Origin of the sequence: Ferdinandcohnia jepli, from assembly GCF_047246645.1 — a bacterium.
In the GTDB taxonomy this organism is placed as follows: domain Bacteria; phylum Bacillota; class Bacilli; order Bacillales; family Bacillaceae_L; genus Ferdinandcohnia.
Genome location: NZ_JBFOKR010000026.1, coordinates 20,476 through 34,718, shown reverse-complemented (window position 1 = coordinate 34,718; position 14,243 = coordinate 20,476). Strand labels below are relative to the sequence as shown.

Genomic DNA, 14,243 nt, shown 5'->3' with positions numbered 1-14,243 from the left:
ATATGGATATCCTGTTGGTAGACGGTTACAACATCATAGGTGCTTGGCCGGAATTAAGAGGACTTAAAATAAAGGATTTCGCATCAGCAAGGGATTTACTAATAGAAAAAATGGCTGAATACCAAGCATACACAGGATTTAAAGTTATTGTTGTGTTTGATGCGCATCTCGTGCCAGGTATTGAAACGAAAGTAAAGACAAGAAGAGTTGAAGTTATTTACACACGAGAGAACGAAACAGCGGATGAACGGATTGAAAAGTTAGCCAAACAACTAAGTAATATTAGAACACAAATCCATGTTGCAACATCAGATTATACGGAGCAATGGGCTATTTTTGGACAAGGGGCATTACGCAAGTCCGCAAGAGAATTATTGACTGAGATGGAGGTTATTGAGTCTCGTATTGAACGTAAAGTTAAAAAAGCATATAAAGAGAAACCTACTTCCAAAATACCATTAAGTGAAGAAGTTGCAGAAATTTTTGAAAAATGGCGCCGAGGACAGCGATGACCGGTTGACGCCTGGAAAAACAGTCCTGTATAATATTTCTATATAAAGAATTTTCTTGATGCAAGATAGTAACATTTTTGTATTCAGCAAATTCGAATATCTAGCAACTTCTAAATGGCAGGTCGGGGGGATCGGTGTGAGTTCAAGCTTCGATGATAATGGCAACAGGTTGTATTATGACCGACTAGAGGATGAGGAAGTCGTAGAATTGGTCCATACGGGTGAAAGTGAAGCTCTCGATTATCTAATCAATAAGTATAAGAACTTTGTTCGGGCAAAAGCCAGATCATACTTCCTCATAGGGGCAGATCGGGAGGACATCGTTCAAGAAGGTATGATTGGATTATATAAGGCAATTCGTGATTTTAAGGAGGACAAGCTTTCATCCTTTAAAGCGTTTGCAGAACTTTGTATTACCCGACAGATCATTACTGCGATTAAAACTGCAACAAGACAAAAGCATATCCCACTTAACTCATATGTCTCATTGGACAAGCCAATTTATGATGAGGAATCCGACCGTACATTAATGGATGTTATTTCGGGTGCTAAAGTATTGGACCCTGAGGAATTAATAATAAACAGGGAAAAGTTTGATGATATAGAAGAAAAGATGGCAGAGCTTCTTAGTGATCTGGAAAGAAAGGTTTTAGCTTTATATCTTGATGGTAGATCGTACCAAGAAATCTCAGAAGATCTAAATAGGCACGTGAAGTCTATTGATAACGCATTACAGCGTGTTAAGAGAAAACTAGAACGTTACTTGGAAATAAGAGAAATAAAATTGTAAAATTGTGTCTGATTATTAGGCAACCAATATTTACAGGTCCTAGATAGTATTGACTATAAAACAAGCCTGTGATACAGTTTTAAGGAAAATATAAGACTGTTATACTAATTATCTGATAATAAAAATGCAAAGTAGCATTTTATATAGAAGGTGATAAAATGCGAAAAAAGGTAGTACTTGCTTGTGTGGATTGTGGAAATCGAAACTACACAACAATGAAGAATAGTAGTTCAGCAGAGAGACTTGAAATAAAGAAGTTTTGTAAAACGTGCAATGCCCATACTACCCATCGTGAAACGAAATAAAGACGCCGTGGTCTTTGATTATAGTTGGAGGTTACTTTGATGAAACGCATAACTAAATTTTTCCGTGATGTAGTTCGTGAAATGAAAAGAGTAAGTTGGCCCAAGAGAAAAGAACTAACTCGCTACACAATCGTTACATTAACAACAGTTATCTTTGTTGCAGTGTTCTTTGCAATAATTGATCTAGGAATTTCAGAATTAATTCGTTTAGTACTTGAATAAACCCTGTACACTCATGGTATAATGATGGATAATACAGGAAGAGACATAAAAAGACCCGGTAACGGGTTTTTTTAATTGCGAAAAATATGTAGTTTTGCTGACGATAAATGCGCAAAATAGTAGTAAAATCACTAGATATTGATCTCGAAGGGGAGGGAAGGACAAGTAGTCCTAACAAATGGAAAAGAACTGGTATGTTGTTCATACATATTCGGGGTATGAAAACAAAGTAAAAGCTAATCTAGAAAAACGTGTAGAATCAATGGCTATGCAGGATAAAATATTCCGCGTTGTTGTACCTGAAGATGAGGAAACAGATATAAAGAATGGTAAAAAGAAAATAGTTAAAAAGAAAGTATTTCCGGGTTATGTTTTAGTCGAGTTAATCATGACAGATGATTCATGGTATGTAGTCCGAAATACTCCCGGAGTTACTGGATTTGTAGGCTCATCGGGTTCGGGTTCTAAGCCAACTCCACTATTACCTGAGGAAGTTACCTTTATTCTCAAGAGAATGGGTATGGATGAGAGACCGATGGAAGTTGACTTCGAGTTAAAAGAAACAGTACGTGTTAACGAAGGGCCATTCACTAACTTTACAGGTGCGATTGAGGATTTAGATCTAGACAAGCGTAAAGTAAAAGTTCTGGTGAATATGTTCGGTCGTGAGACGCCGGTAGAGTTAGACTTTTCACAAATTGAAAAAATATAAGAAATGCGGAAGCGACTTCGTAAAAAGCAAAGTTTTTTTCTACGGAGATGATTCTCTTAGTAAGCATTCCTTAGTGGGCAAAAACAAGAAAATTGGCTGCCATTAATACCACATCCTGTGGTTCTGGCAACACTTGCACATCCTAGAAAATGCTAAGTGTTTTCTTCGTGCGATGCCAGGCTGTCGAAGCCTTCCTTGTATTGTGCGGCGGATACTCCGACAAAGAAGCGTTTTTTGCTTCTGTAGGAGGAATTGGAGTTTCTCGAGTTTTTAATCGCTGAGAAAGTCACAAAAAAAATTATAAAAAACTTGATATTGTATTTCAAAAGTGGTAATATTGCATAGGTCAGTATGTCTCAATGATAAAGAGACTAGCTATGCTAATGTTCTTTATTGATATATAAAGAATGATGATGAGTGGGAGGGTATACCCCTATTACCACATCACGGACTTTAAGGAGGTGTGTCTCGTGGCTAAAAAAGTAATTAAAGAAGTAAAATTACAAATTCCAGCGGGTAAAGCAAACCCTGCACCACCAGTTGGACCAGCACTAGGTCAAGCAGGTGTTAATATCATGGGATTCTGTAAAGAGTTCAACGCTCGTACAGCAGAACAAGCTGGTTTAATTATTCCTGTTGTAATCACAGTTTATGAAGATCGTTCATTTACTTTTATTACAAAAACTCCTCCTGCTGCAGTTCTTCTTAAGAAAGCGGCTGGAATTGAGTCTGGTTCTGGTGAACCTAACCGTAATAAAGTTGCAACAGTTAAGCGTGATAAAGTACGCGAGATTGCAGAAACAAAAATGCCAGATCTAAATGCGGCAAACGTTGAATCTGCAATGCGTATGGTTGAAGGTACTGCTCGTAGCATGGGAATTGTCATCGAAGACTAATTCTCTGTATGTTACATGTGTTTGGGGGTTGCGGATGGATTCTTTTGTCTCTATTCGCAACCTTTGATGTGTCTAGCTCCGACGCCTCCCTGCTAGTCAGGATGAAAAAGGCGTCTGTGCTTTTCTACGTGGGAGGTTATTCCGCTAAAACCACAATTGAGGAGGAAATTTATTATGGCAAAAAGAGGTAAAAAGTACGCAGAAGCTGCTAAATTAGTAGACCGTACAAAAGCTTATTCAGTTGCTGAAGCAATTGAACTTGTAAAGAAAACAAATACAGCTAAATTTGATGCTACTGTTGAAGTTGCATTCCGTTTAGGTGTAGATCCGAAGAAAGCTGACCAACAAATTCGTGGTGCAGTTGTTCTTCCAAATGGTACTGGTAAAACTCAACGTGTATTAGTGTTCGCTAAAGGTGAGAAAGCTAAAGAAGCAGAAGCTGCTGGTGCTGATTACGTAGGCGATAGCGAATACATCACTAAAATCACTCAAGGTTGGTTTGACTTTGATGTAATCGTAGCTACTCCAGATATGATGGGTGAAGTTGGTAAACTTGGTCGTGTATTAGGACCTAAAGGTTTAATGCCAAACCCTAAAACAGGAACTGTTACATTTGATGTTGACAGAGCTGTTAAAGAAATCAAAGCTGGTAAAGTAGAATACCGCGTTGATAAGTCTTCTAATATCCATGTTCCAATCGGTAAGATCTCATTTGATGATCAAAAACTAATTGAGAACTTTAATACAATTTATGAAACTATGCTAAAGGTTAAGCCATCTGCAGCAAAAGGTACGTACATTAAGAACGTAGCTGTTTCTTCAACGATGGGACCTGGCGTAAAAGTTGATTCTTCTACATTCTAATTAGAAAAAAGTGGATATTGACTTTTGTGATAGCATTCAATATAATAAGTTTTGTTGTTAACAAATGAATAGCATTTGTACCGTAGACAGTAGGTGCTCCTAAAGCTTAATTTCCTACCGAGGTGTAGTAAGCATATTGATTATGCGTCGTTAATTGATAATTACTACCTCTATGTCTACTCGGCATAGAGGTTTTTTATATCTTAACACCGAACGGTTTCAAGTGTCTGAAATTACTTACAGGAGGTGTAAGAATGAGTCGTGCAGTAGAAACAAAGAAACAAATCGTAACTGAAATTGCAGACAAATTCCGTGATAGCAAATCAACAATCGTTGTTGATTACCGCGGTCTAACTGTTGGTGAAGTAACTGAACTACGTAAGCAACTTCGTGAAGCTGGTATTGAATTCAAAGTGTACAAAAACACTTTAACTCGTCGTGCTGCTGAGCAGGTAGAACTTACTGGTTTAAATGATGCTCTAACAGGACCAAATGCAATTGCGTTCAGTAATGAAGACGTAGTGGCTCCTGCTAAAATTCTTAATGACTTTGCTAAAAAGCATGATGCATTAGAAATTAAAGCTGGTGTAATCGAAGGTAATGTTGCAACTGTAGAAGAAGTTAAAGCTCTTGCGGAACTACCATCTCGCGAAGGTTTACTTTCAATGTTGCTTAGCGTTCTTCAAGCTCCAATCCGTAACCTTGCACTTGTTACTAAAGCAGTTGCAGAACAAAAGGAAGAGCAAGGCGCTTAATATAGTGAGAACAAATCAAGTTGAATTTCAAATATGTTAAACATTTTAAGGAGGATTTTCTAATGACTAAAGAACAAATCATCGAAGCAGTTAAAACTATGACTGTTTTAGAACTAAATGACCTTGTAAAAGCAATCGAAGAAGAATTTGGTGTAACTGCTGCTGCTCCTGTAGCTGTAGCTGCTGGTGGCGGAGCTGAAGCTGCTGCTGAGCAAACTGAATTTGATGTAGTACTAGCTGACGCTGGTGCACAAAAAATCAAAGTTATCAAAGTTGTACGTGAAATCACTGGTCTTGGCTTAAAAGAAGCTAAGGAACTTGTTGACAACACTCCAAAAGCTGTTAAAGAAGGCGTTTCTAAAGAAGAAGCTGAAGAAGTTAAAGCTAAGCTTGAAGAAGTTGGAGCTGGCGTAGAAGTTAAGTAATAACTGTTAACGTAAAAAAGCTCGCTGTTATAGCGAGCTTTTTTACACTTTCAACATAGATTTGTCTTATAGAGTGAATAAAAGGGTTATACTGTTAACATACTCTTATGTTGGGAGATACATAAATGGGCGAACATTATTATACAAGTAAACCCTCTGTTGCAAGCAGCGAAAGAACTTGGTCCTTTGAGTTAAGAGGTAACACTTTCACATTTACAAGTGATAGTGGAGTCTTTTCTAAAAAGGAAGTTGATTTTGGTTCAAGACTATTAATAGAAGAATTTAAAGTGCCAGATGTAATTGGAGACTTTTTAGATGTCGGGTGTGGATATGGTCCAATTGGTTTGTCTCTAGCAAAAGCTTATAATGAACGTCTTGTAGAAATGATCGACGTGAATGAGCGTGCGATTGAGCTCACGAAGAAAAATGCAGAAATTAATAAGATAACAAATATTTCTGTTCATCAAAGTGATCTTTTTACAAATGTTGAGAAAAGTGACTTTGCAGTTATCTTATCTAATCCACCTATTCGCGCAGGGAAAAAGGTTGTCCATCAAATACTTGAAGAAAGTTATAATCGGCTTGTTTCAGGCGGGGAGTTATGGGTAGTAATTCAGAAAAAACAGGGTGCTCCATCAGCAATCGAGAAGCTCGAATCAGTTTTTGAGGATGTGGAAGTGGTTTCGAGAAAGAAGGGCTACCATATTATAAAGGCTAAAAGAGAGTCATAAGCAATAGTACGAAGGTTTTATTTTATAAAAAATAATTGACGGGTAATTTTACCTGTGATAGCATTATATAATGCCAATATGTAATTTTTCCATGTATAGCTAAAAAATTAAATATATGTATAAATATAGTATGTATGGAAAAACTAATAAAATCAATAGTTCGTTTTTTGAAAATGTGGTTTTCTTAGAAGAAACCCTTTTTTTCTTTGTACTTTAAGAGGTTTTACTAAATTAGCTGATTAAAGTATTAAGTTGATCGGCAATCGCCATGCCTTTTTGGAGGTAGAGCCGTAGTTTCTCTTATGCGATAGGGATGGAATTTTGTGCTTTCCTATAGCAAAAAACATCGATTACCTATTTTAAGGTATCGTGTTTTTCTATTGTTTATGTCTTATGTTTCTTTTTAATAGAAGAATACATATGATGGTAGTTTTCGTTTTTAATTCTTACTATTTACATAAATTCGGGTGGCGAATTTGGTAGTTAGTAAGTACAAATAAAAAATTAGCAAGTTTACTAACGCTTGATATGAGGGGTGAATGAGTTGACAGGTCAACTAGTTCAGTATGGACGACACCGCCAACGAAGAAGTTATGCTCGTATTAGTGAAGTTTTAGAATTGCCAAATCTTATTGAGATTCAAACCTCTTCTTATCAGTGGTTTCTTGATGAGGGTCTGAGAGAGATGTTCCAAGACATTTCTCCAATTGAAGATTTTACGGGTAACCTTTCTCTTGAGTTCATTGATTACAGTTTAGGCGATCCTAAATACTCTGTGGAGGAATCGAAAGAGCGAGATGTTACTTATTCAGCGCCACTTCGAGTAAAGGTGCGTTTAATCAATAAAGAAACTGGTGAAGTAAAAGACCAAGATGTATTTATGGGTGATTTCCCACTTATGACTGAAACGGGAACGTTTGTCATAAATGGTGCGGAACGTGTAATTGTATCCCAATTGGTTCGTTCACCAAGTGTCTACTACAGTGGTAAAGTTGATAAAAATGGTAAGCGCGGCTTTACTGCAACGGTAATACCAAACCGTGGTGCATGGCTAGAGTATGAAACAGATGCAAAAGATGTTGTTTATGTACGTATCGATCGTACTCGTAAATTGCCGGTGACTGTGCTTTTACGCGCGCTTGGGTTTGGCTCTGATCAAGAAATCATCGATCTATTTGGTGAAAACGAGTACTTACGAAACACACTTGAAAAAGACAACACTGAGAGTACAGAAAAGGCTTTACTAGAAATATATGAGCGTCTACGTCCGGGAGAACCGCCGACAGTAGATAATGCAAAGAGTTTATTAGAATCTCGCTTTTTTGATCCAAAAAGGTATGACCTGGCGAGTGTTGGTCGTTATAAGATAAATAAAAAACTCAATATTAAAAACCGCCTGTTTAATCAACGCGTAGCAGAAACTCTAGTAGATCCTGAAACAGGTGAAATTATTGTAGAAAAAGGTACACTTCTTGACCGAAGAACGTTGGATCGTGTTATTCCTTACTTAGAGAATGGCATTGGATTTAAATCATTAACACCGACTGGTGGAGTAGTAGATGAAGAAATTACACTTCAATCTATTAAGATTTATGCTCCTAACGATCCGGACGGAGAACATGTAATCAATGTAATCGGTAATGCCTATGTAGAAGAAGGTATTAAAAATATTACACAGGCAGATATTCTTTCTTCAATTAGTTATTTCTTTAACTTGTTACATCAGGTTGGAGATACAGATGATATCGACCATTTAGGTAACCGTCGTCTGCGTTCTGTTGGAGAACTTCTTCAAAATCAGTTCCGTATCGGTTTATCTCGTATGGAACGTGTGGTTCGTGAAAGAATGTCTATTCAAGATACAAACACGATTACACCACAACAATTAATTAATATTCGACCTGTAATTGCATCTATTAAAGAGTTCTTTGGTAGTTCACAATTATCTCAGTTCATGGATCAAACAAACCCGTTAGCTGAATTAACTCATAAGAGAAGATTATCAGCTTTAGGGCCTGGTGGATTAACTCGTGAACGTGCAGGATTTGAAGTTCGTGATGTTCACTACTCTCACTATGGTCGTATGTGTCCGATTGAAACTCCAGAGGGTCCGAATATTGGATTGATAAACTCATTATCATCTTATGCTAAAGTAAATCGTTTTGGTTTTATCGAAACGCCTTATAGAAGAGTTGACCCTGAAACTGGTAAGGTAACTCAAAAAATTGATTACCTAACTGCAGATGAAGAGGATAACTATGTAGTTGCTCAGGCAAATGCACGTCTTGGTGAAGATGGCTCATTTGTTGATGAAGATATCGTTGCTCGTTTCAAAGGTGAGAACACAGTAGTACATCGTGATCGTATTGATTACATGGATGTTTCACCTAAGCAGGTAGTGTCAGCGGCAACAGCTTGTATTCCGTTCTTAGAAAATGATGACTCCAACCGTGCATTAATGGGTGCGAACATGCAACGTCAAGCAGTTCCTCTTATGCAGCCGGAGGCACCAATTGTAGGTACTGGTATGGAATATGTATCTGGAAAAGACTCAGGTGCAGCTGTTATTTGTAAACACCCTGGTATTGTTGAGCGCGTTGAAGCAAAACAAATCTGGGTTCGTCGTTATGAAGAAGTTGACGGTCAAAAAGTCAAAGGTAACCTTGATAAATACCGTTTGCTAAAATATATCCGCTCAAACCAAGGTACTTGTTATAACCAACGCCCTATTGTTTCAGAAGGGGATAATGTTGTAAAAGGAGAAATCCTTGCAGATGGTCCTTCTATGGAAAAGGGTGAATTAGCTCTAGGGCGTAACGTACTAGTTGGTTTCATTAACTGGGACGGTTACAACTATGAAGATGCGATCATCATGAGCGAAAGACTTGTGAAGGACGATGTGTATACATCAATTCATATTGAAGAGTATGAATCCGAATCACGTGATACTAAGCTTGGACCAGAGGAAATCACACGTGATATTCCGAATGTTGGTGAAGATGCATTACGCAATCTTGATGAGCGTGGAATTATCCGAGTGGGTGCAGAAGTAAAAGATGGTGATTTATTAGTTGGTAAAGTTACACCTAAAGGGGTAACGGAATTAACTGCTGAAGAACGACTATTACATGCAATCTTTGGTGAAAAGGCACGTGAGGTTCGTGATACTTCATTACGTGTACCACATGGTGGAGAAGGAATCATCCTTGATGTTAAAGTATTTAACCGTGAAGATGGAGATGAATTACCACCGGGTGTAAATCAGCTTGTTCGTGTATATATCGTACAAAAACGTAAAATACATGAAGGAGATAAGATGGCTGGTCGTCATGGTAATAAAGGGGTTATTTCTAGAATTTTACCAGAAGAAGATATGCCGTTTTTACCTGATGGAACACCGATTGATATCATGCTGAATCCTCTAGGGGTTCCTTCACGTATGAATATCGGTCAGGTTTTAGAATTACATCTAGGAATGGCAGCAAGACAATTGGGTATTCACGTTGCTTCACCGGTATTTGACGGCGCGAACGAAGAAGATGTTTGGGAAACACTTGAAGAAGCAGGTATGGCACGTGATGCTAAAACAGTATTATATGATGGTAGAACGGGTGAACCGTTTGATAATCGTGTATCTGTTGGTGTTATGTACATGATTAAACTTGCTCACATGGTTGACGATAAACTTCATGCTCGTTCAACTGGACCATACTCACTTGTAACGCAACAACCATTAGGCGGTAAGGCGCAATTTGGTGGTCAGCGTTTTGGAGAGATGGAAGTTTGGGCGCTTGAAGCATATGGAGCAGCATATACACTTCAAGAGATCTTAACTGTAAAATCAGATGACGTTGTTGGTCGTGTGAAGACATATGAGGCAATTGTTAAAGGTGAAAATGTACCGGAACCTGGAGTTCCAGAGTCATTTAAAGTATTAATAAAAGAATTACAATCTCTTGGTATGGATGTGAAAATCCTATCTGGTGATGAAAAAGAGATTGAGATGCGTGACTTAGAAGATGAAGAAGAAGGTAGTCAATCTGAGGGAATTTCTCTAGATACTGACCAACCGGTTGATGTAGAACTTGAAAAAGACGCAGTTGTTAAGGAATAAGAATTACCTTTATTCAGCGGTAGTATAAATTACCGCTGGATAAATGAAGTGCCTGGGCGTAAGCCTCAGATTTTCCAGTAAAAATTTGGGAGCAAGTACGCCAAGGCTTATTTAATCCATTAAGCATTTAAGGCGAAGGTCAATTAGGGTAATCCTGTAGATCAAAAGGGAGGTAGGCCCCTTGCTAGATGTTAATAATTTTGAATATATGAGCATAGGTCTCGCATCACCAGATAAAATCCGTTCTTGGTCATTTGGTGAAGTGAAGAAGCCAGAAACAATAAACTATCGTACGTTAAAACCAGAAAAAGACGGGTTATTCTGTGAACGTATTTTTGGTCCTCAAAAGGACTGGGAATGTCATTGTGGAAAGTATAAGCGTGTTCGTTACAAAGGTGTTGTATGTGATCGATGTGGTGTTGAGGTAACTCGCGCAAAAGTTCGTCGTGAGCGTATGGGACATATCGAACTTGCTGCACCCGTTTCTCATATCTGGTATTTTAAAGGAATTCCTAGCCGCATGGGACTTGTGTTAGACATGTCTCCAAGGGCACTTGAAGAAGTTATCTACTTTGCTTCTTACGTAGTGACTGAAACTGGCGATACTCCTTTGGATAAAAAGCAATTATTATCTGAAAAGGAATATCGTGCATATCGTGAAAAGTATGGTAATACATTCCAGGCTTCAATGGGAGCAGAGGCTATTAAAAAACTTCTTCTTGATATTGATCTTGAAAAAGAGGTCGATGGATTAAAAGAAGAACTAAAAACTTCTCAAGGCCAAAGAAGAACTCGTGCTATCAAACGTCTAGAGGTATTAGAAGCATTCCGTAATTCAGGGAATGAGCCTTCTTGGATGATTCTTGATGTACTACCTGTCATTCCACCGGAGCTAAGACCGATGGTTCAGCTTGATGGTGGTCGTTTTGCGACTTCAGATTTAAATGATTTATATAGACGAGTTATCAACCGTAACAATCGTCTGAAACGATTATTAGACCTTGGTGCACCTAGCATTATTGTGCAAAATGAAAAGCGTATGCTTCAAGAAGCAGTCGATGCATTAATTGATAACGGCCGCCGTGGAAGACCGGTAACTGGGCCAGGGAACCGACCGTTAAAATCATTGTCACATATGTTAAAAGGAAAGCAAGGTCGCTTCCGTCAAAACCTACTAGGAAAACGTGTTGACTATTCTGGTCGTTCCGTTATCGTTGTAGGACCGAACTTGAAAATGTATCAATGTGGTTTGCCTAAAGAAATGGCGTTAGAACTATTTAAGCCATTTGTTATGAAAGAACTAGTTGAAAAAGGCCTGGCTCATAATATTAAGAGTGCGAAACGTAAAATCGAACGTGTACAACCAGAGGTTTGGGATGTACTTGAATCGGTTATTAAGGAGCATCCGGTACTATTAAACCGTGCACCTACGTTACACAGACTTGGTATTCAAGCGTTCGAACCAACATTAGTAGAAGGTCGTGCAATTCGTCTGCATCCACTTGTATGTACTGCATACAACGCTGACTTTGACGGAGACCAAATGGCGGTTCACGTACCACTTTCTGCTGAAGCACAAGCAGAAGCGCGTATTTTAATGCTTGCTGCACAAAACATCCTTAATCCTAAAGATGGAAAACCAGTTGTTACGCCGTCTCAGGACATGGTATTAGGTAACTATTATCTAACTATGGAGCGTCCAGGAGCAGTTGGTGAAGGAATGGTTTTCAAAGATACAAACGAGGCTATTCTAGCTTACCAAAATGGTTATGTACATCTTCATACAAGAGTTGCAGTACATGCAGGTTCATTAAAGAACCAAACATTTACTGAAGAACAAAACAGTATGTTGCTCATGACTACTGTAGGTAAATTAATATTCAATGAGATTCTTCCAGAATCTTTCCCGTATATAAATGAACCTACTAAAACAAATCTTGAAGAGAAAACTCCTGAAAAGTACTTCATACCTAAAGGTGCGAATGTTAAGGAAGTTATTCAGAGTCAAGAAATGGTAGATCCGTTCAAGAAGAAGATACTTGGTAACATCATTGCTGAAGTATTCAAACGTTTCAAGATTACTGAAACATCTAAAATGCTTGACCGCATGAAGGATCTTGGATTTAAATATTCAACAAAAGCAGGTATCACTGTTGGTGTAGCTGATATTGTTGTATTAGCAGAAAAAGAAGAAATTCTAACTCAGGCGCAATCCAAGGTAGATAATGTATTAAAGCAATTTAGACGTGGATTAATAACAGAAGATGAGCGTTATGACCGAGTTATTTCAATCTGGAGTGCTGCAAAGGATACGATTCAAGGCAAGTTGATGGCTTCCCTGGATATTCGAAATCCAATCTTCATGATGAGTGACTCTGGTGCCCGTGGTAACGCATCTAACTTCACGCAGTTAGCAGGTATGCGTGGATTGATGGCGAACCCGGCTGGGCGTATCATTGAATTACCGATTAAATCTAGTTTCCGTGAAGGTTTAACAGTGTTAGAATACTTTATTTCAACACACGGTGCTCGTAAAGGACTTGCTGATACTGCACTTAAAACAGCTGACTCTGGTTACTTAACTAGACGTCTAGTTGACGTAGCACAAGATGTTATCGTCCGCGATGACGATTGTGGTACAGACCGTGGACTACTAGTAGGTGCTCTAAAAGAAGGTAATGAAATAATTGAACCGCTTGACGAGCGTCTAATTGGAAGATATGCAAGGAAAAAGATAGTTCATCCTCAAACAAATGAGGTATTAGTGGCTGAAAATGAACTTATTACAGAAGATCTCTCTAGAATAATTGTAGAAGCTGGTATAGAAACAGTTACAATTCGTTCAGCATTCACTTGTAATACTCGCCACGGTGTATGTAAGAAGTGTTACGGTAGAAACCTTGCAACAGGCGCAGAGGTTGAAGTTGGGGAAGCAGTAGGTATTATCGCTGCTCAATCAATCGGTGAGCCAGGTACGCAGTTAACAATGCGTACATTCCATACAGGTGGGGTTGCTGGAGACGATATTACTCAAGGTTTACCTCGTATCCAAGAACTTTTTGAAGCGAGAAATCCAAAAGGTCAAGCTGTAATCACTGAGATTAATGGTGTTGTTTCATCTATTAATGAAGTAAAAGACCGACAGCAGGAAATCGTTATCCAGGGTGATGTTGAATCTCGTTCGTATACTGCTCCTTATAGTGCACGATTAAAAGTGACAGAAGGACAACAGGTTGAAAGTGGCCAGGTACTAACAGAGGGTTCAATTGATCCAAAGGAATTACTAAAAGTAACAAATCTAAATGCAGTACAAGAGTACCTTCTGAAAGAAGTTCAAAAGGTATACCGTATGCAGGGTGTTGAAATTGGTGACAAACACGTAGAGGTAATGGTACGACAAATGCTTCGTAAAGTACGTGTTACTGATGCTGGTGAAACTGATGTACTACCTGGTTCATTATTGGATGTACACCAATTCACTGATGCAAATGCAAAAGTGTTACTAGAAGGTAAAGCTCCTGCAACTGGTAGACCAGTGCTTCTAGGTATTACAAAAGCGTCACTAGAAACAGATTCATTCTTATCTGCTGCTTCATTCCAAGAAACAACTCGTGTTCTTACAGATGCGGCGATTAAAGGTAAGCGTGATGAGTTACTAGGATTAAAAGAAAATGTAATTATTGGTAAGTTAGTACCTGCTGGAACAGGAATGAATCGATACCGTCGAGCTGAGCCTGTACAACAGGAACAACAAGAAGATACAGTTGCTGTAGACTAAGGTTACAAGAGACATACTAAGAGGATCTGGATGTTAGCTACTGTGAAAAGAATTTTATTCACAAGTAGTTGACATCCTTCTCTTGGGCATGTTACTATATCAAAGGTGCTCCTTAAACCTGATACTTTGGAGGATATTT

12 protein-coding genes and 1 other annotated feature are annotated in these 14,243 nt (G+C 38.4%); all 12 genes read left to right on the top strand.

Features of this window, described 5'->3' with window-relative positions; all coding sequences use genetic code 11:
* The first annotated feature begins 2 nt into the window (after positions 1 to 2).
* Positions 3 to 512, top strand: coding sequence for an NYN domain-containing protein (locus tag AB3M96_RS21595; RefSeq protein WP_412969676.1), 510 nt, complete (start codon positions 3 to 5; stop codon positions 510 to 512).
* Positions 513 to 648: 136 nt separating this feature from the next.
* Positions 649 to 1,302 carry an RNA polymerase sporulation sigma factor SigH gene (sigH, locus tag AB3M96_RS21590; RefSeq protein ID WP_412969675.1) on the top strand — a complete coding sequence of 218 codons (654 nt, stop codon included), beginning with the start codon at positions 649 to 651 and terminating at the stop codon, positions 1,300 to 1,302.
* Between the two features lie 158 nt (positions 1,303 to 1,460).
* Complete coding sequence (gene rpmG / locus AB3M96_RS21585; protein WP_412969674.1) at positions 1,461 to 1,607, top strand: 50S ribosomal protein L33; 147 nt, start codon at positions 1,461 to 1,463, stop codon at positions 1,605 to 1,607.
* 39 nt (positions 1,608 to 1,646) lie between these two features.
* Positions 1,647 to 1,829, top strand: coding sequence for a preprotein translocase subunit SecE (gene secE / locus AB3M96_RS21580; RefSeq protein ID WP_412969673.1), 183 nt, complete (start codon positions 1,647 to 1,649; stop codon positions 1,827 to 1,829).
* Between the two features lie 178 nt (positions 1,830 to 2,007).
* Positions 2,008 to 2,541, top strand: coding sequence for a transcription termination/antitermination protein NusG (gene nusG / locus AB3M96_RS21575; RefSeq protein ID WP_412969672.1), 534 nt, complete (start codon positions 2,008 to 2,010; stop codon positions 2,539 to 2,541).
* Between the two features lie 470 nt (positions 2,542 to 3,011).
* The gene (rplK, locus tag AB3M96_RS21570; protein ID WP_010285014.1) at positions 3,012 to 3,437 is read left to right on the top strand and encodes a 50S ribosomal protein L11; all 426 of its coding nucleotides are present in this window, start codon (positions 3,012 to 3,014) and stop codon (positions 3,435 to 3,437) included.
* A 174-nt stretch (positions 3,438 to 3,611) separates the two neighbouring features.
* Positions 3,612 to 4,301 carry a 50S ribosomal protein L1 gene (gene rplA / locus AB3M96_RS21565; protein ID WP_412969671.1) on the top strand — a complete coding sequence of 230 codons (690 nt, stop codon included), beginning with the start codon at positions 3,612 to 3,614 and terminating at the stop codon, positions 4,299 to 4,301.
* A gap of 62 nt (positions 4,302 to 4,363) precedes the next feature.
* Positions 4,364 to 4,508, top strand: a sequence feature (ribosomal protein L10 leader region).
* Between the two features lie 47 nt (positions 4,509 to 4,555).
* Positions 4,556 to 5,056: a 50S ribosomal protein L10 gene (gene rplJ, locus AB3M96_RS21560; protein WP_412969670.1), complete on the top strand. Its 501-nt coding sequence runs from the start codon at positions 4,556 to 4,558 to the stop codon at positions 5,054 to 5,056.
* A 62-nt stretch (positions 5,057 to 5,118) separates the two neighbouring features.
* Positions 5,119 to 5,481, top strand: a complete 363-nt coding sequence (gene rplL, locus AB3M96_RS21555; protein ID WP_412969669.1) for a 50S ribosomal protein L7/L12 — start codon at positions 5,119 to 5,121, stop codon at positions 5,479 to 5,481.
* A gap of 125 nt (positions 5,482 to 5,606) precedes the next feature.
* Complete coding sequence (locus tag AB3M96_RS21550) at positions 5,607 to 6,212, top strand: class I SAM-dependent methyltransferase (RefSeq protein ID WP_412969668.1); 606 nt, start codon at positions 5,607 to 5,609, stop codon at positions 6,210 to 6,212.
* Positions 6,213 to 6,756: 544 nt separating this feature from the next.
* Positions 6,757 to 10,326, top strand: coding sequence for a DNA-directed RNA polymerase subunit beta (rpoB, locus tag AB3M96_RS21545; protein ID WP_412969667.1), 3,570 nt, complete (start codon positions 6,757 to 6,759; stop codon positions 10,324 to 10,326).
* Between the two features lie 181 nt (positions 10,327 to 10,507).
* Entirely contained in the window at positions 10,508 to 14,104 is a 3,597-nt protein-coding gene (gene rpoC / locus AB3M96_RS21540) for a DNA-directed RNA polymerase subunit beta' (protein ID WP_412969666.1), read from the top strand.
* Positions 14,105 to 14,243: the final 139 nt, after the last annotated feature.

Excerpts from the sequence above, each read along its gene's own strand:
- rplL (WP_412969669.1), top strand. The coding sequence starts at position 5,119 with ATGACTAAAGAACAAATCATCGAAGCAGTTAAAACTATGACTGTTTTA.
- nusG (WP_412969672.1), top strand. The coding sequence starts at position 2,008 with ATGGAAAAGAACTGGTATGTTGTTCATACATATTCGGGGTATGAAAAC.
- AB3M96_RS21550 (WP_412969668.1), top strand. The coding sequence starts at position 5,607 with ATGGGCGAACATTATTATACAAGTAAACCCTCTGTTGCAAGCAGCGAA.
- AB3M96_RS21595 (WP_412969676.1), top strand. The coding sequence starts at position 3 with ATGGATATCCTGTTGGTAGACGGTTACAACATCATAGGTGCTTGGCCG.
- rpmG (WP_412969674.1), top strand. The coding sequence starts at position 1,461 with ATGCGAAAAAAGGTAGTACTTGCTTGTGTGGATTGTGGAAATCGAAAC.
- secE (WP_412969673.1), top strand. The coding sequence starts at position 1,647 with ATGAAACGCATAACTAAATTTTTCCGTGATGTAGTTCGTGAAATGAAA.
- rplJ (WP_412969670.1), top strand. The coding sequence starts at position 4,556 with ATGAGTCGTGCAGTAGAAACAAAGAAACAAATCGTAACTGAAATTGCA.
- rplA (WP_412969671.1), top strand. The coding sequence starts at position 3,612 with ATGGCAAAAAGAGGTAAAAAGTACGCAGAAGCTGCTAAATTAGTAGAC.